This is a genomic window from Pseudomonas sp. UBA5706 (assembly GCF_002419965.1).
GTDB lineage: Bacteria > Pseudomonadota > Gammaproteobacteria > Pseudomonadales > Pseudomonadaceae > Aquipseudomonas.
In genome coordinates this window covers 65,078-87,998 of sequence record NZ_DIHC01000001.1, presented here as the reverse complement: position 1 = coordinate 87,998, position 22,921 = coordinate 65,078, and the positions used below count along the sequence as shown (strand labels likewise).

Annotated in this window: 16 protein-coding genes; 11 read left to right on the top strand and 5 right to left on the bottom strand. The window is 60.4% G+C overall.

Translation table 11 applies throughout. The features are described from left to right. Window positions 1–76 precede the first annotated feature (76 nt). A complete protein-coding gene (locus tag B3I26_RS00345; RefSeq protein ID WP_296254190.1) occupies window positions 77–1,546 on the bottom strand; it encodes an aldehyde dehydrogenase family protein in 1,470 nt (489 codons plus the stop codon). 101 nt (window positions 1,547–1,647) lie between these two features. Here B3I26_RS00345 and B3I26_RS00340 point away from each other — a divergent pair, with 101 nt between their 5' ends. The 3 genes from B3I26_RS00340 (at window position 1,648) to B3I26_RS00330 (ending at window position 9,241) form a co-directional block, all read left to right on the top strand. Then, complete coding sequence (locus B3I26_RS00340) at window positions 1,648–2,505, top strand: LysR substrate-binding domain-containing protein (RefSeq protein WP_296254189.1); 858 nt, start codon at window positions 1,648–1,650, stop codon at window positions 2,503–2,505. A gap of 526 nt (window positions 2,506–3,031) precedes the next feature. Continuing rightward, the gene (locus B3I26_RS00335) at window positions 3,032–6,034 is read left to right on the top strand and encodes an autotransporter serine protease (RefSeq protein ID WP_296254188.1); all 3,003 of its coding nucleotides are present in this window, start codon (window positions 3,032–3,034) and stop codon (window positions 6,032–6,034) included. Window positions 6,035–6,121: 87 nt separating this feature from the next. Beyond that, a complete protein-coding gene (locus B3I26_RS00330; protein WP_296254187.1) occupies window positions 6,122–9,241 on the top strand; it encodes an autotransporter domain-containing protein in 3,120 nt (1,039 codons plus the stop codon). A gap of 162 nt (window positions 9,242–9,403) precedes the next feature. Here B3I26_RS00330 and B3I26_RS00325 read toward each other — a convergent pair whose 3' ends face one another. After that, window positions 9,404–10,642 (bottom strand): saccharopine dehydrogenase family protein, encoded by a 1,239-nt coding sequence (locus B3I26_RS00325; protein WP_296254186.1) that lies wholly within the window; start codon window positions 10,640–10,642, stop codon window positions 9,404–9,406. Window positions 10,643–10,668: 26 nt separating this feature from the next. Then, window positions 10,669–11,766, bottom strand: a complete 1,098-nt coding sequence (gene nspC, locus B3I26_RS00320; protein ID WP_296254185.1) for a carboxynorspermidine decarboxylase — start codon at window positions 11,764–11,766, stop codon at window positions 10,669–10,671. Window positions 11,767–12,160: 394 nt separating this feature from the next. Here nspC and B3I26_RS00315 point away from each other — a divergent pair, with 394 nt between their 5' ends. The 7 genes from B3I26_RS00315 to B3I26_RS00285 all read left to right on the top strand — a co-directional run bounded on the left by B3I26_RS00315 (window position 12,161) and on the right by B3I26_RS00285 (window position 20,820). Beyond that, complete coding sequence (locus B3I26_RS00315; RefSeq protein WP_296254184.1) at window positions 12,161–13,849, top strand: NAD-dependent malic enzyme; 1,689 nt, start codon at window positions 12,161–12,163, stop codon at window positions 13,847–13,849. Between the two features lie 114 nt (window positions 13,850–13,963). Next, window positions 13,964–15,646: a GMC family oxidoreductase gene (locus tag B3I26_RS00310; RefSeq protein ID WP_296254183.1), complete on the top strand. Its 1,683-nt coding sequence runs from the start codon at window positions 13,964–13,966 to the stop codon at window positions 15,644–15,646. A 244-nt stretch (window positions 15,647–15,890) separates the two neighbouring features. Further along, window positions 15,891–17,540 (top strand): phosphoethanolamine transferase, encoded by a 1,650-nt coding sequence (locus B3I26_RS00305; protein WP_296254182.1) that lies wholly within the window; start codon window positions 15,891–15,893, stop codon window positions 17,538–17,540. Then, the gene (locus tag B3I26_RS00300) at window positions 17,533–18,195 is read left to right on the top strand and encodes a class I SAM-dependent methyltransferase (RefSeq protein ID WP_296254181.1); all 663 of its coding nucleotides are present in this window, start codon (window positions 17,533–17,535) and stop codon (window positions 18,193–18,195) included. The genes B3I26_RS00305 and B3I26_RS00300 overlap by 8 nt, the downstream gene beginning before the upstream one ends. Window positions 18,196–18,331: 136 nt before the next feature. Further along, window positions 18,332–19,465, top strand: a complete 1,134-nt coding sequence (gene rnd / locus B3I26_RS00295; protein WP_296254180.1) for a ribonuclease D — start codon at window positions 18,332–18,334, stop codon at window positions 19,463–19,465. Beyond that, window positions 19,462–19,755: a YcgL domain-containing protein gene (locus tag B3I26_RS00290; RefSeq protein ID WP_296254179.1), complete on the top strand. Its 294-nt coding sequence runs from the start codon at window positions 19,462–19,464 to the stop codon at window positions 19,753–19,755. The genes rnd and B3I26_RS00290 overlap by 4 nt, the downstream gene beginning before the upstream one ends. Before the next feature lie 132 nt (window positions 19,756–19,887). Next, a complete protein-coding gene (locus B3I26_RS00285) occupies window positions 19,888–20,820 on the top strand; it encodes a D-2-hydroxyacid dehydrogenase (RefSeq protein ID WP_296254178.1) in 933 nt (310 codons plus the stop codon). Between the two features lie 258 nt (window positions 20,821–21,078). Here B3I26_RS00285 and B3I26_RS00280 read toward each other — a convergent pair whose 3' ends face one another. Continuing rightward, the gene (locus B3I26_RS00280; RefSeq protein WP_296254177.1) at window positions 21,079–21,672 is read right to left on the bottom strand and encodes a nitroreductase family protein; all 594 of its coding nucleotides are present in this window, start codon (window positions 21,670–21,672) and stop codon (window positions 21,079–21,081) included. Window positions 21,673–21,953: 281 nt separating this feature from the next. Here B3I26_RS00280 and B3I26_RS00275 point away from each other — a divergent pair, with 281 nt between their 5' ends. Beyond that, complete coding sequence (locus B3I26_RS00275; protein ID WP_296254176.1) at window positions 21,954–22,403, top strand: YcgN family cysteine cluster protein; 450 nt, start codon at window positions 21,954–21,956, stop codon at window positions 22,401–22,403. A 108-nt stretch (window positions 22,404–22,511) separates the two neighbouring features. On the opposite strand, the gene B3I26_RS00270 is transcribed toward B3I26_RS00275, so the two are convergent. Beyond that, window positions 22,512–22,883, bottom strand: coding sequence for a YgaP family membrane protein (locus B3I26_RS00270; RefSeq protein ID WP_296254175.1), 372 nt, complete (start codon window positions 22,881–22,883; stop codon window positions 22,512–22,514). Window positions 22,884–22,921: the final 38 nt, after the last annotated feature.

Genomic DNA, 22,921 nt, shown 5'->3' with positions numbered 1-22,921 from the left:
GAATGGTTCTGAAAAAGGCTCGTACGCTATTCGCCAGCCTGCTACGCAAGGTATCAGGCTGCCTCGGGCCAACCGCTTACTGGTTGTAATCCAGATAGGTCACCTTGGTCCGCACGTAGGTGCGATAACCTTGCTCACCATCATCGCCGCCCAGCCCCGAGCGTTTCCAGCCGGCGTGGAAGCCGTTGATTTCTTCCGGGCCAATGCGGTTGATGTAGACCTCACCGCTTTCCAGTGCGTCCACCAGACGCATCGTTGCGCTCAAGTCCCGGGTGTAGACATAGGCGCTCAGGCCATAGTGGCTGGCGTTGGCCCATTCGATGACTTGCTGCTCATTGTCGAACGCGACGATGGGCAGGATCGGTCCGAATACCTCGTCACAGAGGATGTCGGCGTCTGCGCTCACGCCCGTCAGTACGGTCGGGGCTACCCAATAACCCGTGTTCAAGGCGGCGGGCAAAGTCTGCGGACCCCCGGCGGCAATCTGTGCTCCTTGCTCCAGGGCGCGTTCGAGGTGGGTGTTCACGCTGTCGCGCTCTGCCGCGCTGACCTTGGGGCCAATGTCGGTGCTCTCGTCGTGCGGATCGCCCAGCTTCAATTGCTGGGCTTCACGCACCACTGCTTCGACGAAGCGATCATGAATCGATGCATGCACGTAGGTGCGTTCGTTGGCGATGCACACCTGACCACAGTTGGTCATGCGCGACGCCACCGCGTCCTTGGCCGCACGTTCGACATCGGCATCAGCCATGACAATGAAAGGCGCCTTGCCACCCAGCTCCAGCGACACCGGCACAATGCTGTCGGCGGCGGCATGCAGGATTTGCGTGCCTGCGCGGGTCGAGCCGGTCATGGTCACCAGATGAGTACCGGGGTGGCGCACCAGCGCGTCGCCCAGGGATTTACCCGGTCCGGTTACCACGTTCACGACACCGGCGGGGATGCCCGCCCGTTGGCATAACGTGGCCATGGCGAGTGACGAAAAAGGCGTGTTTTCGCTGGGTTTGACCACGATGCAATTGCCGGCAACGATGGCGGGCGCGACCTTGCGAAGGAACATCGCCAGCGGGAAATTCCACGGAATGATTGCGGCTACGACGCCGTAGGGTTCTTCACGGATGCTGATGGTGCGCCCCGGAGTGCCGCAGGCCATGACTTGCCCGGTCTGGCGAAAGCCCAGTCCGGCATGGTAGCGCAGCATGGTCAGTGCCATGCCCACTTCGGCGCGCGCTTCCTTGATAGGTTTACCCTGTTCGGTGACCAGCAGGCGAGCCAGCGCCTCGCTGTTTTCCTGCACCTGTTCGAACAGACGCTGCAAGTGTTCGGCCCGTGCCGCCAGACCCAACCGCGCCCAGGCTTTCTGCGCCTTCGTGGCATTGTCGACGGCTTGTTCGGCGGTGTGTTCATCGCCCTCGGCGACAACCCCTATGGACGTTTCGGTGGCAGGGTTGAGCACCTCGCGGGTTTGGCGGCCGGTGTGCCATTGCCCGCCGATGAATTGGGACGGTTCGCGTGGCAGCAGGGCCTGAATCAGATCGTTGTACATGAAGTTCTTCCTCGGTTTTAGTGAGCACCACCCTAAAGTTTTGTAACTGTTGTTGAAATTGAAATATATTGATCCACCTTTTTCGAAAAAGAGAACAACTCATGCAGCTTGCTCAACTGCGTGCATTTTGCGCCGTGGCGCGAACCGGCTCGGTGACGGCAGCGGCCAAGGAGCTGCACCGGGTGCCTTCCGGCGTGACCTTGCGTATCCAGCAACTGGAGCAAGACCTGGACTGCCAGCTGTTCGTGCGCGAAAAACAGCGCCTGACCCTCTCGCCGTTCGGGCGCGCATTGCTGGCGCGGGCGCAGCAGATTATCGAGCTGAGCGATGGCGCCAAGGCGCTGATTCGCGAAGAACAGGTAGGCGGCCATCTGACGCTGGGCGCGCTGGACGTTGGCCTGGTGGCGTTCATGCCGCAGCTCGTGGGACGCTTTCGCCAGCGCCACCCACAGGTGAGCATGGACATTCGCAGCGACGTCTCGGAGGTGTTGATGGGGCAGGTCGCTGAGGGACTGCTGGACATTGCGCTGACCGACGGCCCGGTGCAGTCCCCGGCGCTGGATAGCCGTTATGCCTTCTCCGATCACCTGGTGCTGATCACCGAACAGGCCCACGGGCCAGTGCAGGCTGCCAGTGACCTGCGCTGTCGGGAGATTTATGGCTTTCGCCAGAACTGCTCGTTCCGGCTACGGCTGGATCGTTGGCTGCAGGCGTGCGCAGGGGAGCATTTGCAGATGATCGAGATGGAGTCCTACCACACCATGCTCGCGTGCGTGACGGCAGGTGCCGGAGCCGCGTGGGTGCCGCGTGCGATGCTGCAGACACTGCCGGGGCGGACGGCGGTGCGGGTGCATTCGCTGGGCGAGGCGGGACGTTCTGACCTGTATTTCGTTTGGCGCGCTGGACACCTGACGGGTAACGCCCAGCGTTTGCTGGGCCTGCAGGATGTCGAGCTATAGGAGGGGGCGCTTTTGAGAAACCAGCGAAATCGGCGCCGTTGCCCGAAGCCGCCAAGCGGCCGGTGCGCCCCTAGCCGGGAAGTTTCAACCCATGACCGTTGGACACCCACGGGTCCGCGGGCTATGAGGATTCGTTGGTGCAGACTCGACATCAACCTATCGACGTTTGCTTTGGGTTGCTTGGTGATCGGCCAAGGCAACTAACGTTGCGTATCGATTACGTCGCGTTTGCCGTTCTGCAGACCGGTATAGGGATAAGGCTGACAGCGCGTACTTAATGAGGATTAATGGCTTAGTGCCACTTAGTGCAACTAAATAGCCATTACTGATCTGCCGGTGTTTTTTATAAGTTTTGATAAAATCCATCACTTCCAACAAGTTAGAAAGTCTCTTGCAAAGTCCATGCGATGAGCGTCGGCTTTTATAATTTGTATCAGAACTGAAACAAAACTGTTGCCAAGTGTTTAAGTGCGAACTATGTTCTGGCATCGCTCAATCAAGGGCGGACTATTAGCCAGGTGCAAGGATGCGAAACTCGAAGACTGTGGGTGCCGTTCGTTACTGTTTTAAACCTGCCGCAACAAGCGCGCTGTACGCGCTGTCTTTCACGTTTGGCTGTTGCGCTCATGCCGACTACATCGAGCAGGGCAAGTTGGGCGACGCCGCCAGTTGGCGCTCCGCAGAGTTTCAAAGCGATTGGGGCCTGGGTCGTATTCAGGCTGATCAGGCATACGCTGCCGGGATCACGGGTGCAGGTATCAAGGTCGGCGCGCTGGACTCGGGTTTCGACCCCTCCCACCCGGAAGCCAGCCCATCGCGCTACCACGCGGTGACCACCAGCGGCACCTACGTTGATGGCTCGCCCTTCAGCATTACCGGTGTGATCAACCCTAACAACGACACTCACGGCACCCACGTCACCGGCACCATGGGCGCGGCACGGGATGGCGTCGGCATGCACGGTGTGGCGTATGACGCGCAAATCTATGTCGCCAACACCAATCAGAGCGACAGCTTTCTGTTCGGTCCCAATCCGGATTCGCATTACTTCAAAGCGGCGTATACGGCACTGGCCGACGCCGGAGTGCGCGCCATCAACAACAGCTGGGGCAGCCAGCCGCCCGACGTGACCTACGCCACGGTCGATGGCGTGTACGCCGCCTATGCTCAGCACTACAACCGCGGCACCTGGCTGGACGAAGCGGCGAATGTCTCGCGCGCCGGCGTGATCAATGTGTTCAGTGCCGGCAATAGCGGTTACGCCAACGCCAGCGTGCGCGCTTCGCTGCCTTATTTCGAGCCCGACCTGGAAGGTCACTGGCTGGCGGTGTCGGGGCTCGATAGCGCCAACGGTCAACGTTACAACCAGTGCGGGCTCTCCAAATACTGGTGCATCACCATGCCGGGGCGGTTGATCGACAGCACCGTGCCAGGGGGCGGTTACGCGCTCAAGTCCGGTACCTCGATGTCTGCGCCCCATGCCACGGGCGCGCTGGCGCTGGTGATGGAACGCTACCCGTACATGAACAATGAGCAGGCGCTGCAAGTGTTGCTGACCACCGCAACCCAGCTGGACGGCTCTGTCACCCAGGTGCCTAACACCAGCGTGGGCTGGGGTGTGGCGAACCTGGAGCGGGCGATGCACGGTCCGGGTCAGTTGCTCGGCACCTTCAACGCCAATCTGGGCGCAGGCCAGAGCGACGTGTGGAGCAATGGCATTTCCGATCAGGCGCTGATCCAGCGTCAGGTGGAGGACCAGGCCGAGCAGGCCCAATGGCAACAAACGCTGGTGAGCAAAGGCTGGCAGAGCGGCATTGCCAGCACGGCGAGCCAACAGGATCAGACCGACTATGCGGTAGGTACAGCCCGCGCCGCTGCGGCAGCACAGCGGCAGTATCAGGGCAGCCTGATCAAATCCGGCGCCGGACGATTGATTCTCGAAGGCACCAATACTTACCGCGGTGACACGCTGGTCGATGGTGGCTTGCTGTCGGTCAACGGTTCACTGGTTTCGACGGTGCAGGTCAACGCCGGGGGTACGCTGGGCGGCTCGGGTCTGATTGGCGGGTTGACTGCGCACGGCGGCGGTATCGTTGCGCCGGGCAATTCCATCGGCACGTTGCAAGTCAATGGCGATGTCAGCTTTGAGCCGGGTTCCACCTATGCAGTAGAGCTTTCTCCCGTCGCCAGTGATCGTATCGTGGCCACCGGCAAGGCCACCGTTTCGGGCGCGAACATGACGCTGTCGCTGGACCAGACGCCGGTAGCATTGAACGCCGCAACCAGCCGAAGCGTACTCGGCCAGCAGTACAACGTGTTGCAGGCGGCCAACGGCATCAATGGCCAGTTCGGCGAGGTAACGTCCAGCTATGCCTTTCTGAGTGGTCGGCTTGATTACGCGGCCAACGCTGTGGCGTTGAACATCGTGCGCAGTGCGGCATTCAGCAGCGTGGCACAGACGCCGAATCAGGCCGCCGTGGCAACCGCTGCCGAGCAGTTGGGCGCTGGCAATGCGGTGTACGAGAACCTGTTGCTGGCCCAGAGCGCGGCCTCGGCGCGCGACAGCTTCCAGCAGTTGTCGGGGGAGATACACCCGGCGATCGGCACAGCACTGATCAACGACAGCCGCCAGGTGCGGGATGCCGTCGGCGAGCGCTTGGGGTCCAGCGTGTTTGGCACCGGCGACGAGGTGTCTGGACAAAGCAACGTTTGGCTGAAGGCGCTGGGTGCTTGGGGCAAGACCGATTCGCGGCACGACACTGCCGCTTACTCCAGTTCCATTGGTGGCCTGCTTGCGGGCGTCGATGGCAAGGTGGCGGACGACACCCGGCTGGGCGTACTGGCCGGCTACAGCGACAGTTCGTTGAGCATGGGTTCTGACACCCATTCGCGGTCCTCGGTGGACAGCTACCACCTGGGCGCTTATCTGGGCCATGAAATCGGCGCGCTGCGTCTGACCCTCGGTGGTGCTTACGCCTGGCACCGGATTGATACCCAGCGTGATGTGCAGGTCAACGGCGCGAGCGGCCGGGAGAAAACCAAACACGACGCGCAGAGCGGCCAGCTGTTTACCGAGGCTGCCTGGCGCATCCAGTTGCAGCCAGCGATCGTCGAGCCATTCGCCAATCTCGCTTATGTCCACCTGGACACCGACAGTTTTACCGAGAAGGGCGATGCTGCGGCTTTGTCTTCCGGTAGCGACACCCGTGATGCGGTGCTGAGCACTCTGGGCGTGCGAGCGCTGAAGACCATTGCGCTCACCAACCAGCAGAAACTCGACCTGTCCGGCAGCCTCGGCTGGCAGCACAACCTGAGCAACATCGACTCCGAACAGCATCTGGCTTTTGCCTCCGGGGGCAGCAACTTCGCCATCGAAAGCTCGCCGCTGGTGCGCGACGCTGCGCTGGTAGGCGCCCATGCCAGCCTGGCGTTGAGCAAGGAAGCCAGGATCAACCTCGACTACAGCGGCCAACTGGCCAGTCGCGAAAAAAGCCACGGTGTCGGCCTGAGCCTTAACTGGCAGTTCTAAGCCCCACCCACCTGACCCAAGAGAACAACGCGCATGCACCCGCATGCGCGCGCAGATTCGTGTGCGTTAACTAAGGACGGTAGTTTCATGAAAGACGCGTTTAATAGCCGACATGGCTTGGTCATCTCTCTACGTTCGGTCATCCGGGCGATCAATCGCGCTTCTTGCGGCGCACTGGCTTGCTACCTGACCAGCACCGGCGTGGCGCATGCCGCTCCCTACGTGGAAGCCGGGCAGGCCGGTAATCCCGCCAGCTGGCGCAGTGCCGAGTTCAATGCCGACTGGGGGTTGGGCGCGATCAATGCCGATCAAGCCTACGCGGCTGGCTATACCGGCAAGGGCGTCAAGCTCGGCGTCTTCGACCAGCCGGTCTACGCCGCGCATCCTGAATTCAACAGCCCCAACAAGGTGGTCAATCTGGTCACCAGCGGCATCCGTCAATACACCGACCCGTATATCCCGGTGAAAGCGGGCGACCCATTTCGCTATGACGGCGCGCCGAGTCTCGACTCCAACGGCAAGCTCGGTAACCACGGCACCCACGTCGGCGGCATCGCTGGGGGTAATCGCGATGGCGGGCCGATGCACGGGGTTGCTTTCAATGCGCAGATCATCAGCGCCGACAATGGCGACCCCGGGCCGGAAGATGGCATCGTGCTGGGCAACGACGGCGCGGTGTATCAAGCAGGCTGGAACGCGTTGGTCAACAGTGGCGCTCGGGTGATCAACAACAGTTGGGGCATCGGCATCACTGACCGGTTCGCCAAGGGCGGCCGCGATCCGGCGTTCCCGCACTTCACCGTTGAGGATGCCCAACTGCAGTTCAATCAGATCCGCCAGATCCTCGGCACCGCGCCGGGCGGGGCGTATCAGGGCGCAATCGATGCTGCGCGCAGCGGCGTGGTCACCATTTTCGCTGCGGGTAACGATTACAACCTCAACAACCCTGACGCCATGGCCGGACTTGGCTATTTCGTACCAGAAATTGCGCCGAACTGGCTGACCGTAGCGGCCCTGCAGCAGAACCCGGATGCCGCCGCAGCCGCCGCCACGCCGTATACGCTGAGCACGTTCTCCTCGCGCTGCGGTTACACCGCCAGTTTCTGCGTAGCGGCACCGGGAACCCGGATCTACAGTTCGGTGCTTAACGGCACCAGCCTCGAAGACCTCACCGTCGGCTGGGCTAACAAGAACGGCACCTCCATGGCAGCGCCGCACGTGGCGGGCAGCCTGGCGGTGCTGATGGAGCGCTTCCCGTACATGACCGGTGCGCAGGTAGCCGAAGTCCTGAAGACCACGGCCACCGACCTTGGCGCGCCGGGCATCGACGCGCTGTATGGCTGGGGCATGATCAATCTGGGCAAGGCGGTCAACGGCCCGGCCATGTTCGTCACCGAGGCGGACATTCCCAGCGAATTCAGGATCAGCGGTGCTTATGGCGACAGCCAGTTCGTTGCAGATTTGCCTGGCGTCGGCGCTGTGGTCGATGCGGGCAAGCCGACCCAGCGCACTTGCAGCGGCCCGCAATGCGGGCTGGATGTCTGGAGCAACGACATATCCGGGCATGGCGGGCTGACCAAGCAGGGCATTGGCACGCTGGTGCTGACGGGAAGCAACCGCTACAGCGGCCCGACGCTGGTCAATCAGGGCCGTCTGGCGGTGAACGGTTCACTGGCCTCGGCAGTGACCGTCAATGACAGCGGCGTACTGGGCGGCAACGGCAGCGTCGGTTCGCTGACCGCCAACCGTGGCGGTACAGTCGCGCCGGGCAACTCCATCGGTACGCTGCAGGTCGCTGGCGATCTCAGGTTGGCGCCAGGTTCGATCTACGCGGTTGAGCTGTCACCCAGCGGCAGTGATCGGATCATTGCTGGCGGCAACGCGACCGTGAGCGGTGCCAACATGACCCTTGCACTGCTGAGCAACGCCTCGTTGCTCAGCAGTGGCCAGACCGCCAGCGTTCTCGGTCGGCAATTCAACGTGCTGCAAGCGTCGGGAGGGGTCGAGGGGCAGTTTGCTTCAGTGGCACACGACTACACCTTCCTCAGCGGTAATCTGGCGTACACCGGTACCGGCGTGACCCTGGCCGTGGAACGCAACGGCGACAGTTTCGCCAGTGCCGCGCAAACCGCCAACCAGCGCAATGTGGCGCAAGCCGCCGAGCAACTGGGCGCGGGCAATCCCGTGTATGAGAGTCTGATCCTGAGCCAGGACACCGCCACTGCACGTCGCGCCTTCACCCAATTATCCGGCGAAGTGCACCCTGCCATCGCCACGCAACTGATCAACGACAGCCGCCAGTTGCGCGATGCTGTGGGTGATCGCTTGCGTGTCGCCGGACTCTACGAGCAGCCGGCGCCGGGCAGTGAAGACAACTCGGTGTGGGTCAAGGCATTGGGCGCCTGGGGCAAGAACTCGGGGAGCAGTGACAGCGCCAGCTCGGTTTCATCGCTGGGCGGCTTGCTCGCTGGTGTCGACGGCCTGATCAGCGATCACACGCGTCTGGGTGTGATGGCGGGTTACAGCGACACCTCCCTGAGTCTGGGCGACGACACCCATTCCCGCGCCTCGGCGGACAGCTACCACTTGGGTGCCTACATTGGCCACGAAGAAGGTGCGCTGCGTTTGACTGCCGGTGCGTCCCACAGCTGGCATCGCATCGACGTCAAGCGTGACCTGCAATACGGCGAGTTTTCTGATCGGCAAAAGGTCAAGCGTGATGCCCAGTCGACCCAGGTCTTCACCGAAGCCGCCTACCGCCTGAACCTGCAACCGCTGGCACTGGAACCGTTCGCCAACCTGGCCTATGTGCACCTGGACAGCGATGGCTTTACTGAAAAAGGCGGCGCCACTGCGCTCAAGGGACATGACGACAACCGCGATACCGTGCTCTCCACGCTAGGCATGCGTGCTGGCAATCGATTCAACCTTAACGACAGCCAGAAACTGGACCTGTCCGCGACCCTCGGCTGGCAGCACAACCTGAGCGACATTAACAGCGAACAGCACCTGGCGTTTGCCAATGCCAACGCCGGCAACAGCTTCACGGTGCAAGGTGTTTCGATGGACCGCGACGCTGCGGTGGTCGGCGCTCGCGCCAGCCTGATGCTGAGCAGGGAAGCTCGTGTCAACTTTGACTACAGCGGCTTGCTCGGCGCCCGTGACAAAACCCACGGCGTGGGGCTGTCTCTGGATTGGCAGTTCTGATGGCAGGCGTCTGCGGTTTTAACGCCCAGCAGGCGCAACCATTGAGGAGTCGGTGGGGAGGGCCTGCCCGGCCGATGGAGTAAGGACAGGATCCCTGTTTCATCGGGCGGGCGCAGCAATTACTCAAGGTGCGCTCGCAATGAGCGCACCTGTTTTCACGGCTTATTCGTCCCAGGGACGGTCGCCGTTCTCATCCTTGATGCGCGTTGGCAGGCCCATCACTTCCAGAGCTTTGAGGAACGCCTGGGCAGGCAGCTCTTCGACGTTGACCATGCGCTTCACATCCCACTCGCCACGGGCAACCAGCAGGGCTGCGGCCACCGGCGGCACGCCTGCGGTGTAGGAAATGCCCTGACTGTCAGTCTCGGCGAAGGCCTCTTCGTGATCGGCGACGTTGTAGATGAACACTTCGCGAGGCTTGCCGTCCTTGGTGCCTTTGACCAGATCACCGATGCACGTCTTGCCGACATAACCCGGCGCCAGCGAGGCGGGATCAGGCAGCACAGCCTTGACCACTTTCAGCGGCACGATCTCGACGCCTTCGGCGGTTTTGACCGGTTGTTCGGACAGCAGGCCGAGGTTCTTCAGGACGGTGAACACATTGATGTAATGGGCACCGAAGCTCATCCAGAATCGCACGTTGGGCACGTCGAGGTTTTTCGACAGCGAGTGCACTTCATCGTGGCCGGTGAGGTAAAGGTCCTGCGCGCCTACAACCGGCAGGTCATCGGTACGCTTGACTTCGAACATGCTGTTGCTGGTCCACTGGCTGTTCTGCCAGCTCCAGACCTGTCCGGTGAATTCGCGGAAATTGATTTCCGGATCGAAATTGGTGGCGAAATATTTGCCATGGGAGCCAGCATTGACGTCGAGAATGTCGATCGAATCAATGCGGTCGAAATACTGTTGCTGCGCCAATGCCGCGTAGGCGTTGACCACACCCGGGTCGAAACCGATGCCGAGAATGGCCGTGATGTTTTTCTCCTGGCACTCCTCGAGGTTTCTCCACTCGTAATTGCCGTACCAAGGCGGGGTTTCGCACACTTTGCCCGGCTCTTCGTGGATAGCAGTATCCAGATAAGCCGCGCCGGTATCGATGCAGGCGCGCAGCACCGACATGTTGAGGAACGAGGAACCGACGTTGATCACGATCTGCGATTCGGTTTCCAGAATCAACGCTTTGGTCGCTTCGATATCCAGCGCGTTCAGGGCGTAAGCCTTGATTGCCGCAGGCTGCTTGAGACTGCCCTTGGCGTTGACGCTGTCGATGATGGCCTGGCACTTGGAGATGTTGCGCGACGCGATGGCAATACGACCGAGTTCGTCGTTATGCTGCGCGCACTTGTGGGCCACCACCTTGGCGACACCTCCTGCACCAATGATAAGAACGTTCTTCTTCAATTTCTTTCTCTCTCCTTTCTGCCAGCTTACGAGAGGCTGGACAGGTAATCGTCAAAACCAAACTCACGAACCACCTCGACTGTACCGTCGAGTTGTTTCACTGCAATGGACGGCATTTTCAGGCCGTTGAACCAGTTTTTCTTGACCATGGTGTAGCCCGCTGCGTCCACGAACGACAGCCGATCGCCGATGGCCAGCGGACGATCGAACTGATATTCCCCGAAGATATCCCCGGCCAGGCAGGATTTGCCGCACACCATATAAGTGTGATCGCCTGAGCTCGGCGCCAGCTTGGCGTCCAGGCGGTAGATCAGCAGGTCGAGCATGTGTGCTTCGATGGAGCTGTCGACCACGGCCAGGTGCTTGCCGTTGTACAGGGTGTCGAGCACGGTCACTTCCAGCGAGGCACTTTGAGTGATAGCCGCTTCGCCCGGTTCGAGATAAACCTGCACGCCGTATTTCTGCGAAAAGGCCTTGAGGCGCGCGCAGAACGCGTCCAGCGGATAGCCTTCGCCGGTGAAGTGAATGCCGCCACCGAGGCTGACCCACTCGACCTTATGCAGCAAATGGCCAAAGCGCTCTTCGATGGTCGACAGCATCTGGTCGAACAGGCTGAAATCGCCGTTTTCGCAGTTGTTGTGAAACATGAAACCGGAGATCTGCTCGATGACTTTTTCGATCTTCTCAGGGTCCCATTCGCCCAGGCGGCTGAAGGGACGCGCCGGGTCGGCCAGCAGGTAGTCGGAGCTGCTGACCTGCGGGTTGACGCGCAGACCGCGCACTTTGTCCGTGCAGGCAGGAGCGTGGCGCTCCAGCTGGCTGATGGAGTTGAAGATGATCTTGTCGCAGTTTTCGAGCATCTCTTCGATCTCGTCATCTGCCCAGGCCACGCTGTACGCATGCGTCTCGCCCTCGAACTTCTGGCGACCCAGTTTCAATTCATAGAGCGACGAGGACGTGGTGCCGTCCATGTACTGCTGCATCAGGTCGAACACCGACCAGGTTGCGAAGCACTTGAGCGCCAGCAAGGCCTTGGCGCCGGATTGCTCGCGCATGTACGCGATCTTTTCCATGTTGCGCAGCAGTTTTTCTTTATCGATGAGGTAGTACGGCGTTTTGATCATTTCGTGGCCTCCCGCAATGCCAGCCGAAAAAGGACGGCGATTGTGCCTTCACTCGATGTGGATCGAAAGGGTGAAACGGATTTTTTGCTGCCAAATGCGACGTTCGTTGCCTGATACGGTGGCTGATGAAACATTTTGTACTCACCTTGGGCTCGGGTTCGGCATCCTTGCTTGACAACCCTGACAGTTCAACGGCCTCTCCTATAGCCACTATTTGGCAATCTAATCAGTGACAAAATGTCGCAATCGCTTCGAGGCGAGTAAGATAGGCACCCTGATTTCCCATCTCCCCTATTTTTTTCGGACGGAGCCTGCGTTGAGTGTCGTGAAGCGACCTCCGGGGCACTGTTTCGATGACGTATTGATAGAGCAAATAGAGAAAAGGCGATTACTGATGACCAAGACCTCGCGACCTTTATATATTTCCTACGCTGGCCCTTCGCTGCTGGAGATGCCGCTGCTGAACAAAGGCAGCGCCTTCACGCCGCAGGAGCGGGTGGATTTCAACCTGGTCGGCCTGCTGCCGCAGAACGTTGAAACCATCGAAGAGCAGCAGACCCGCGTCTACAGCCAGTACAAGCAGTGCGCGAGCGACCTGGACAAGCATATTTATCTACGTTCGATCCAGGACAACAACGAAACACTGTTCTTCCGCCTGCTGGACTCGCATCTGGAAGAGATGCTGCCGATCATCTACACCCCGACCGTGGGTCAGGCGTGCCAAGAGTTCTCCAAGATCTACCGCACCCACCGCGGGCTGTTTATTTCCTACCCCGAGCGCGACCGCATCGACGACATCCTGCGCAGCGCAACGAAGGATCGCATCAAGATCATCGTGGTGACTGACAGCGAGCGCATCCTGGGCCTGGGCGACCAGGGCATCGGCGGCATGGGCATCCCCATCGGCAAGCTGTCGCTCTACACCGCATGTGGCGGGATCAGCCCGGCCTACACGTTGCCTATCGTGCTGGACGTCGGCACCAACAACAAAGAGCTGCTGGATGACCCGATGTACATGGGCTGGCGCCACGAGCGCGTCACCGGCAAGGAATACGAAGACTTCGTCGCCCTGTTCATCGAAGCGGTTCAGCGTCGCTGGCCGGACGTGCTGCTGCAGTTCGAGGACTTTGCCCAGACCAACGCCATGCCATTGCTGGAGAAGTACCGCGACGAGCTGTGCTGCTTCAACGACGACATTCAGGGCACGGCCTCGGTGGCAGTAGGCACGCTGCTCGCGGCGTGCAAGGCCAAGAATGAAACCCTGGGTCAGCAGCGCGTGGTGTTCCTGGGCGCAGGTTCCGCCGGTTGCGGTATCGCCGAACACATCATCGCCGCGATGGTCATCGAAGGCCTGAGCGAAGCCGAAGCCCGCAAGCGGGTGATGATGGTCGACCGTTTCGGACTGTTGACCGACAGCATGGACAACCTGCTGGACTTCCAGAAGAACCTGGCGCAGAAGGCCGGGGATGTGGCGGGCTGGTCGAGCGGCGAGGGCTATCCTGAGTTGCTGGACGTGGTCACCCACGGCAAACCGACCGTGCTGATTGGCGTATCCGGTCAGCGGGGCCTGTTCACCGAGCAAGTCATCCGCGAAATGCACAAGCATTGCGCCAAGCCGCTGGTGATGCCGCTGTCCAACCCGACCTCCAAAGTCGAAGTCACACCGCAGGAGGTACTGACCTGGACCAACGGCGATGCGCTGGTTGCCACAGGCAGTCCATTCGCACCCGTCACGGTAGGCGATCGCACGTTCCATATCGCCCAGTGCAATAACTCCTACATCTTCCCGGGCATCGGTCTGGGTGTGATCGCGGCGAAAGCCACGCGTATCACCGACAAGATGCTGATGGCGGCCTCGAATGCGTTGGCCGAATGCTCGCCGATGGTCACCGGCAAAGGCGATGCTGTCCTGCCGCCGCTCAAAGAAATCCAGACCGTGAGCAAGAAGATTGCACTGGCGGTGGCCAAGCAGGCCCAAGCTGAGAACGTTGCGCTGGAAACCACCGAAGAAATGCTGGTAGACGCCATCGAGCGTAACTTCTGGATGCCGAACTACCGCAGCTACCGTCGCAGCGCGGTTTAAAACCGCTCGGCTAAATAAAGACCGCCCCATGGCAACATGCGGCGGTCTTTTGTTTTGTCGCAAAAGACATCAGGATGGGCCCTCGATAAAAACAAAAACATCGACGAGGGACACATGCAAACGGACAGTGTGCTCTATGACTATGTGATCGTCGGCGCGGGTCCGGCCGGATGCCTGCTCGCCAATCGGCTGTCGCACAACCCCGCTCATCGTGTTCTGCTGCTCGAAGCGGGCGGGCAGGACAATTACGCCTGGATCCACGTCCCGGTGGGCTACCTCTACTGCATCGGCAACCCGCGTACCGACTGGTGCTTCAAGACCGAAGCCGAGCCTGGCTTGCACGGGCGTGCCTTGAGCTACCCGCGGGGCAAGGTGCTGGGCGGCTGTTCATCGATAAACGGCATGATCTACATGCGCGGCCAGTCCCGCGACTACGACGCCTGGGCCGCCGAGGACAACAAGGGTTGGGGCTGGCGGGACGTGCTGCCGATCTTCAAGCGTTCGGAAAGCCATTTCGACGGAGACTCCGAACAGCATGGCGCGCAAGGCGAGTGGCGGGTCGAGCAGCAGCGCCTGTCATGGACCCTGCTCGATGCCTTTCGCGAGGCGGCGGCGCAGTCCGGCATCGCGTCGATTGCCGACTTCAACGGCGGCGACAACGAGGGCTGCAGCTACTTTCAGGTCAACCAGCGGCGCGGCGTACGCTGGAATGCGTCCAAGGCGTTCCTGCGTCCAGTGTTGCAGCGGCCGAACCTCACGGTGAAGACCAACGCCGAAGTGTCGCGCATCGAGTTCGAAAACGGGCGGGCGAGTGCGGTGCTGGCCAAGGTGGGCGATCAGCAACAGAAGCTGCGCGCCAGGCGAGAAATCATTCTCTGCTGCGGATCGATCGGATCCCCCATGGTCTTGCAGCGCTCAGGGATCGGACCGCGTGCGCTCCTGGAAAAGCTTGGCATCGGTGTGCACCATGAACTACCGGGTGTCGGCGGCAATTTGCAGGACCATTTGCAACTGAGGCTGATCTACAAGGTCAGCAACGGTCATACCCTGAACCAGATGGCGGGCAGCCTGTGGGGCAAGATGCATATGGGCCTGCGTTATGCCTTCAATCGCAGTGGTCCGCTGGCGATGGCGCCGAGTCAGTTGGGCGCGTTCGCTCGTTCCGGGCCGGAGCAGACCTCGGCGAATCTGCAGTATCACGTGCAGCCGTTGTCACTGGAGCGCTTTGGCGAGCCCTTGCACGGCTTCCCCGCATTCACGGCATCGGTGTGCGACCTGCGTCCGCAAAGCCGCGGTACTGTGCAAATCCGCTCGCCACTGGCAGACGCCGTACCCGTGATTCGCCCGAACTACCTCAGCCACGAAACCGACCTGAAAGTCGCCGCCGATGCAATTCGCCTGACCCGCCGCATCGCCGCCGCGCCTGCCTTGGCCAGCTACCACCCTGTTGAGTATCTGCCTGGAGCCACGCTGCAAACCGAGGAAGAGCTGCGCCAGGCCGCCGGTCTTATCGGCACCACTATTTTTCACCCGGTCGGCACCTGCAAGATGGGCCAAGGGCCTGATGCGGTGGTGGACGAGCGCCTGCGAGTGCATGGCGTAGCGGGCTTGCGCGTGGTCGATGCCTCGATCATGCCGCGCATCACGTCCGGAAACACCTGCTCGCCCACCGTGATGATCGCCGAGAAAGCGGCGCTGATGATTATTGAGGATGCAGTGGCGAGCGACGCTCGTACCGACACAGGGTGCGTCACCGCTGCCGCATCTGCCGTCCAGTCTCTTACGCTGCCGTCGTAACTTGCGACGCACTCGCGCAGGTTCAGCGCAGTATCCGGACGTGGTGTGCCCACACGTGATCGGCGTTGAGCCTGCGTGGCAGATATGTATTGCAGGAAGAAATCCTGCCGAAAAAACATGTCGGGCCCCACCATTTGTTCTCATGCTTTTCACAAAAAATTTATGGCTGACTGCCTAAAGTTGTGACGTCGAAAGAGTGTCTATTCTCTTGATCGACTTCTCTTTTCAGGCCCCCAGATCCTCGATGCTGAACGTAAAAGCAGTACGTCCTGAGCGCGTGACCGTGCTCGCCAGTATTTTTTTATTGGTCGGGTTTAACCCGACGCTCTGGCAGCACGTGTTCACCATCACCGATTTCAACGGGGCAGGCCTGTTGTTGTGCGGCGCGTTCGCGGTGTTGATTTTATGTGTGTTCAATATTGTTCTGACGCTGTTCGCCTTCAAGTACGTATTGAAACCGGTATTGACTGTTTTATTCCTGATCAGCGCCGGCGTCGCTTATTTCATGAATCAGTACGGTGTGATGATTGACGCCGGGATGCTGCGCAACTTTACTGAAACCAACGCCACTGAAGTTCAGGATCTGTTATCGCTCAAACTGTTCGCTTACTTGCTGTTGCTAGGCATCGTGCCATCCCTGCTTGTCTGTAAGCTGCCCGTCAACTATCGCTCATCGTCGCGGGAGGCCTTGAGCAAGGTCGTGGTCATTGTCGTGTGTGCCAGCGTGATGGGCGGGGTGGCGCTGATGAATTATCAAGGCTTGTCATCGCTGTTGCGTAACCATCACGAATTACGGTTGATGGTCGTGCCGAGCAATTACATCGGTGCATCGGCGAGCTACTTGAGCGAGCGGGTCAAATCGGCACGGCAACCATTCGTAAGTATCGGTCAGGACGCGACGCTGTCCAGCGACTGGCGGCAGCACAAGCGCAAGTCGTTGACGGTACTGGTCGTAGGCGAAAGTGCACGGGCCGAGAACTTCGGCATCCTGGGTTATAACCGCGACACCACGCCGCAATTGAAGAAAGAGCACGGTGTGCTGACGTTTACCGATGTGCACTCTTGCGGCACCGAAACCGCCGTGTCGGTGCCGTGCATGTTCTCCAACATGGGCCGCAAGGATTACGACGCCAGCACGGCGAGAAACAAGGAAGGGCTGCTGGACGTGCTCAAGCACGCGGGCCTTGACGTGATCTGGCGCGACAATCAGTCGGGCTGCAAGGGCACGTGCGACCGTGTGACGCTGCAGGACGTCAGTAATCTCACCGATCCGGTGCTGTGCGCCAACCATGAATGCCGCGACGAGATTCTGCTGCAGGGGCTGCAACGTTTTATCGATAAGCTGGACAAGGATACGGTGCTGGTACTTCACCAGATGGGTAGCCATGGTCCCGAATACTTTAAGCGTTATCCGAAAGCGTTCGAAAAGTTCACACCGGTCTGTGCCAGTAATGCGCTCAATAACTGCTCGCGGGAAAGTATCGTCAACGGCTACGACAACACCTTGTTGTATACCGATCATGTCCTGGCGTCATTGATCGACATCCTGCGCAGTAACCAGAACAAGGTGGACACTGCAATGTTGTACGTGTCCGACCATGGCGAGTCGCTGGGCGAATACAACCTGTTTTTGCACGGCACCCCTTACATGCTTGCGCCCGACCAACAGAAACATGTGCCGATGATTGCCTGGTTCTCAGACACCTATCAACGGTCATTTGCCGTGGACACTCATTGTCTGCAGAAAGAACGCAGCGCGCCTTTGAGCCAGGACAATGTGTTCCATTCGATGTTGGGGCTACTGCAGGTGCGCACTGGGGTCTATAACCCGGCGCTGGATCTGTTCGCTGGCTGCCGGAGGATATACACGGACGGGGTACTGGCCAATGAGTGACCACGCGCGCGACGACGGCCGGGCGCAGCCATACGTGCTGCGCCATGAGCAGGGGCTTGCGCGGCGTTTGAGCCTATGGCGCGATGCGCAACTGGCGCGTCAGGCATTGCGCGATGCCGGCGAGCCTGGTTTGGTGCTGGACCTGCCTTCGGGCTCCGGGCGTTTCTGGCCGGTGCTGGCCGAACACGCCAACCGGGTGATTCTGGCCGCGGCCCCGTCCTGGGACACGCTGGACATCGCCCAGGCCCAGTCGTGCGTGGACGTGCGCGAGCGCATTCGCACGTTTCAGAGTTCCGCATCGTCCATCGACCTATCCGCCAATTCGGTGGATTGCATCTTTTGCATGCGGCTGTTTCATCACGTTGCCGACAGCGATAAGCGCAGGGCGATACTTGAGGAGTTCTATCGGGTCACCCGCGACACAGCCATCGTCGCGTTATGGGTCGATGGCAATATCAAAGCATGGCGTCGCAAGCGGCTGGAGGGTCACAAGCGCACGCTCGACGGGACGCCAGAGGTGCGTAACCGTTTTGTCGTGTGCCGGGCGCAGATCGAGGCCGAGTTCATCGAAGCCGGTTTTCGCATCGTCGGTCATCACGATTTTCTGCCAGGGTATGCCATGTGGCGGGTTTACGTGCTGCGCAAGCGCGGATGATCGATTCGATGGACGGTCGTACGCCGCCGCCTTGGCAATAATATCGAAGATGAAGTTGTTCGAGACTTGCAGCACGGATGCCCGGTTACTGCTTATAGCGATATATACTGCGCGCCATTCTTCAAGGGAGAGCCGTGTGGCCATCGATATTCACTGGATTCGCGACGACGACAGCCTCGCCCAACATTGCGCGCAGTGGCAGGCATTGCCGTTTGTCGCGCTCGACACCGAATTCATGCGGGTCGACACCTTCTATCCTATTGCCGCGTTGCTGCAGATCGGTGATGGATCACGTGCCTATCTGATCGACCCGCTGCTGATCAGCGAATGGAAGCCTCTGGCTGACTTGCTTGAAAATTCCGATGTCATCAAGGTGGTTCACGCCTGCAGCGAGGACCTGGAAGTTCTGCTGCGCCTGACCGGCAGCCTGCCCGCGCCGTTGTTCGACACCCAATTGGCCGCCGCTTATCTGAACCTTGGGTTCTCGATGGGCTATTCGCGTCTGGTGCAGGAAGTGCTGAACATCGAGTTACCCAAGGGCGAAACCCGCTCCGACTGGCTGCAACGTCCCCTGTCCGAGACCCAGATCAGCTACGCCGCTGAAGATGCCGTGCACCTTGCCGAGGTCTACAGCCTGTTGCGGCCGCGTTTGTCCGATGACAAATACGCCTGGTTGCTGGAAGACGGCGCTGAGCTGGTGGCCAATCTGCGTCGCGAAACCGATCCGTACCAGGTCTATCGCGAGGCCAAACTGGCCTGGAAGCTGTCTCGCGCACAGTTGAACGTGCTGCGGGAGCTGTGCGCCTGGCGCGAGCAGCAGGCCCGTCTGCGCAATCAGCCGCGTAACCGGGTGCTGCGCGAGCATTCGCTGTGGCCGCTGGCCAAGAGTCAACCGGACAACCTCGGGGCGCTGGCCAAGATCGAAGACATGCACCCCAAGACCGTGCGCCAGGACGGCGAATTTTTGTTGGATCTGATCAAAAAGGCCGGCAGCGTGTCGCCGGATCTATGGCCGCCGGCGTTGCCAGAGCCGTTGCCGATCGAGGCGTCCAATGTGTTGAAGAGCCTGCGCGTCATTGGTCAGCAGCAAGCCGAGCGCCTGGACATGGCGCCTGAGCTGATGCTGCGCAAGAAGACGCTCGAAGCCTTGCTCAAGACCGGTTTCCCTGACGGTCCCTATAAACTGCCCGATTCGCTGCGTGGCTGGCGCCGCGAGTTGATGGGCCAGATGCTGCTCGACAGCCTGGCCAACCCCGGAGAACAGCCTTGAAACGTATCTGCTCCATTTATCGCAGCCCACGCAAAAATGAAATGTACCTGTATGTGCTCAAGAGCGATGCTCTGGAGCGTGTGCCCGATGAACTGCTCGGCGCATTTGGCAAGCCGCAGCATGCCTTCGATCTGGTTCTGACACCTGAGCGCAACCTGGCCCGTGAAGACATTCACGCAGTGCTGGCCAATCTGGAAAAGCAGGGCTATCACCTGCAGATGCCACCGGCCGAGGACGAGTACATCGAGCACTTGCCCGAAGAGTTGCTGCGCCGCAACGACCCGATCTGATCGATTGTCGACCCTGCAATTCAACGCAGGGGTTTACCGGACCGCCGTGTCTTTCGGCCTGCGTTCTCGCCACAAGGCGTAGGCGTCGAAAGACTGGCGGTCGCATGTCCTGTTTTTTTGAGTTTTGAATCCATGCGCGTTCTGATCGCCGAACACGATTATCCTGTTTACACCGAACTGCTTCGCAAAGCCGCCCCGGACATCGAAGTGCTCAGCACAGGTGATTCCGCCGAACTGTCGAAACTGGCTGCCGATGCGCCGGTCTGGCTGGGCCAGCCAGACCTGCTGGCAACCTTGCTGCGTCAGGGTCGCAAGCCACAGTGGCTGCAGTCGACCTGGGCCGGGGTCACGCCGTTACTCGCCCATGGTCTGAACCGCGATTACCGGCTGACCCGCGCGGTGGGCATCTATGGTCAGGTAATGGCCGAGTTTGTCCTGACGTATATGCTGGTTCACGAGCGCGAAGTGCTGGCGCGGCTGGTCAGTCAGGTCGAGCGAAAATGGGATGACCGGATGGGGCAAAGCCTGGCCGGACGCAAGGTGCTGATCGTCGGCACCGGCGACATCGGCGCCAGCGTGGCGCAGTTTCTCGTGCCGTTCGGCGTGCAGCTGTATGGCGTCGCCTCGACGGCTCGGACGCTGGCGCCCTTCGTTGAAGTCGGTGCGCTGGAGGATCTGCCACGGTTGGTCAGCGAGGTCGATTTCGTCATTAACCTGCTGCCCAACACACCGCAGACTCACGATATCTATGATGCGAAGCTGTTTGCCCGGTTCAAGCCATCGGCGTTGTTCATCAACATTGGCCGGGGCGTGGCGGTGGTCGATGCCGATCTGGTGCACGCCCTTAAGGAAGGCCATGTGGCGGGCGCGGTGATCGATGTCTGTCGTCAGGAGCCATTGCCGCAGCGTCATCCATTCTGGACCGCCTGGGGCCTGCTGCTGACCGGCCACAGCTCGGGGCCGACCTCACCTGTAGCGATGACCCAACTGTTCGTCGAGAACCTTAAAGCGTTCATGGCGGGCGAGGCTTTGCGCGGGCAAGTGGATTTCGCGAAGGGCTACTAGGTTCTGTACGAAAAGTCGGCGAGCGAAGGTCAGGCAAGGCAAAAACAGGCGAGGAGGCGGAGTCTACGTGTTGTAAATGAGCATTTCGAGCCTGTTTTTAACGCAGCATCACCGAGCGCAGCCCCTTTTCGTACAGAGCCTAGGGGCTCGGCAACGCTTCTCGTGAGCATTCCCTTTTAGTTGCACGGCTTGCGGCGGTAGCAAGATTGCGGATGCTGCCGCTGGCAAACCATGCTGCTAATAGGAGCGCGGCTCGCCTTAAAGGGAGAAGTCCCCCGCAGCCGCCAGTTCAGCGACCGGGCGGCGAGGGCTTGGGGCTTCGCGGGCCTGCAGGTAGTCGGCCAGAGTCGTCTTATCACCCAGTTTGCCGATCGCCACCGCTGCATGCAGTGCGTAGTCATCCGGGATCTTTAGTTCGGTGCGGGTCAGTTCCTGATCGAAGCCGGCCATGCCGTGGGTGTGCCAGCCGCTGTGGCTGGCTTGCAGGGCCAGGTAGCCCCAGGCTGCACCGGTGTCGAAGGTGTGCCACAGCGCAGGCGTCTCTTCACTGGCGCCTGGCGCTGTGAAGGTGGTTTTGGAGATGATGATCACCAGCGCTGACGCGTGCTGCGCCCAGCCCCGGTTGAATTCGTTCAGAAGACCGAGAAAACGTTCCCAGTCCGGCGTGTCGCGGCGGGCATAGAGGAAGCGCCAAGGCTGTGAGTTATAGGCCGACGGTGCCCAGCGTGCCGCTTCGAAAAAGCTGAGCAGCGTCTCCTGCGGGATGCTTTCATCATTGAACGCGCGTGGCGACCAGCGTTCGATGAACTGGGGGTGAATGGCGTATTCGGCGACGCGAGAATTGGCGCTCATGGGGTTTCTGATCCTGAAAGAATTGGGGTAGCCGCACACCTGCGGGCGATGAGCGGAATCGGTCAGATGGGCCGTGGACGGCAGGCATCGTCCAACTGTTGGTCTGTGATGCAGCGGTCGCGAACGCGCTGGGGCGTGGATTCGCGAAGGGCTAAAACTACTGCGCTGGCCGTCTGCTGACAAGTCTGTGTGTACCGCCAGTCGTTCGCGCTTGGCCCCAGTGCCCGGTGCCACTAGACTGACGGCCTTTTCCCTCACCTCTACCGATTCCTCGGGAAATCATGACCGCCAAAGTCGAACCATTCTGGCTGCGCAAAACCCTCAACCAGCTCGATCAGGTCGAGTGGGAGTCCCTGTGCGACGGTTGCGGCCTGTGTTGTCTGCAAAAGCTTGAGGATGAAGACGATGGTAGCGTGTATTACACGCGCATCGCCTGCACCTTGCTGGACCTGAAAACCTGCCAGTGCAGTGACTATCCCAATCGTCGCGCGCTTGTGCCTGATTGCATTCAGCTCACGCCGGGTCAGGCTGACGAGTTCAAATGGTTGCCGCCCACCTGTGGCTATCGGTTAGTAAGCGAGGGTAAGGATCTGCCGCTTTGGCATCCTCTGGTGTGTGGTGACCGGGATCAGGTCCACGCACAGGGGATTTCCCAGTCCGGTCGTATGCTCAGCGAAAAGAGTGTGGCGCAAGACGACTGGGAGGATTATCTGATCTTTCGCGCCGGCTGATGCTGCAAGCGGTCAGCTCTAGGCGTGTGCGCGCTGACCTGGGGTGGTGGGCCCGCCAAGAGGCCCACCGGGATCGCGCACAGTGCGCGTCCTGAAGCGTTGATCGCCTTAAATACCTTTCGGACCCTTGACCGAATCGATGCTCTTCACCACCGCTTCTTCTGCCGCGACTTCTGCCTTGGTCTTGAGCTTGCTCAGCTCGGCGCCCGCTTCTTCAATGCGCGCACGGGCCACCTCCATCTCGCTACGGCTTTTCTCCAGCAAGGACTTGGCCGAGCAGTGACCCGTGATGCCACGAGCGAGCACTGCACCACCAATAGCCAGTTGCACCAGGCCGAAGATGCCACCACGGCGCAGGCCTTTGCCCATCATCAACACGCCACCGGCCAGTGAGCCGATGCGCTCCCAACCCTGCACGTTCTGCTCTGGATAATCGTGCAGTGGGCGTTCGACGCGTTTAAGGATCGGGGTATCACTCATGGTGCGCTCTCCGTGAAAAGTAAGGTTCCTAAAGCTGA

Coding starts and splice junctions, on each gene's coding strand:
- B3I26_RS00345 (WP_296254190.1), bottom strand. CDS start 1,546: ATGTACAACGATCTGATTCAGGCCCTGCTGCCACGCGAACCGTCCCAA.
- B3I26_RS00340 (WP_296254189.1), top strand. CDS start 1,648: ATGCAGCTTGCTCAACTGCGTGCATTTTGCGCCGTGGCGCGAACCGGC.
- B3I26_RS00335 (WP_296254188.1), top strand. CDS start 3,032: ATGCGAAACTCGAAGACTGTGGGTGCCGTTCGTTACTGTTTTAAACCT.
- B3I26_RS00330 (WP_296254187.1), top strand. CDS start 6,122: ATGAAAGACGCGTTTAATAGCCGACATGGCTTGGTCATCTCTCTACGT.
- nspC (WP_296254185.1), bottom strand. CDS start 11,766: ATGATCAAAACGCCGTACTACCTCATCGATAAAGAAAAACTGCTGCGC.
- B3I26_RS00315 (WP_296254184.1), top strand. CDS start 12,161: ATGACCAAGACCTCGCGACCTTTATATATTTCCTACGCTGGCCCTTCG.
- B3I26_RS00310 (WP_296254183.1), top strand. CDS start 13,964: ATGCAAACGGACAGTGTGCTCTATGACTATGTGATCGTCGGCGCGGGT.
- B3I26_RS00305 (WP_296254182.1), top strand. CDS start 15,891: ATGCTGAACGTAAAAGCAGTACGTCCTGAGCGCGTGACCGTGCTCGCC.
- B3I26_RS00300 (WP_296254181.1), top strand. CDS start 17,533: ATGAGTGACCACGCGCGCGACGACGGCCGGGCGCAGCCATACGTGCTG.
- B3I26_RS00285 (WP_296254178.1), top strand. CDS start 19,888: ATGCGCGTTCTGATCGCCGAACACGATTATCCTGTTTACACCGAACTG.
- B3I26_RS00280 (WP_296254177.1), bottom strand. CDS start 21,672: ATGAGCGCCAATTCTCGCGTCGCCGAATACGCCATTCACCCCCAGTTC.
- B3I26_RS00275 (WP_296254176.1), top strand. CDS start 21,954: ATGACCGCCAAAGTCGAACCATTCTGGCTGCGCAAAACCCTCAACCAG.
- B3I26_RS00270 (WP_296254175.1), bottom strand. CDS start 22,883: ATGAGTGATACCCCGATCCTTAAACGCGTCGAACGCCCACTGCACGAT.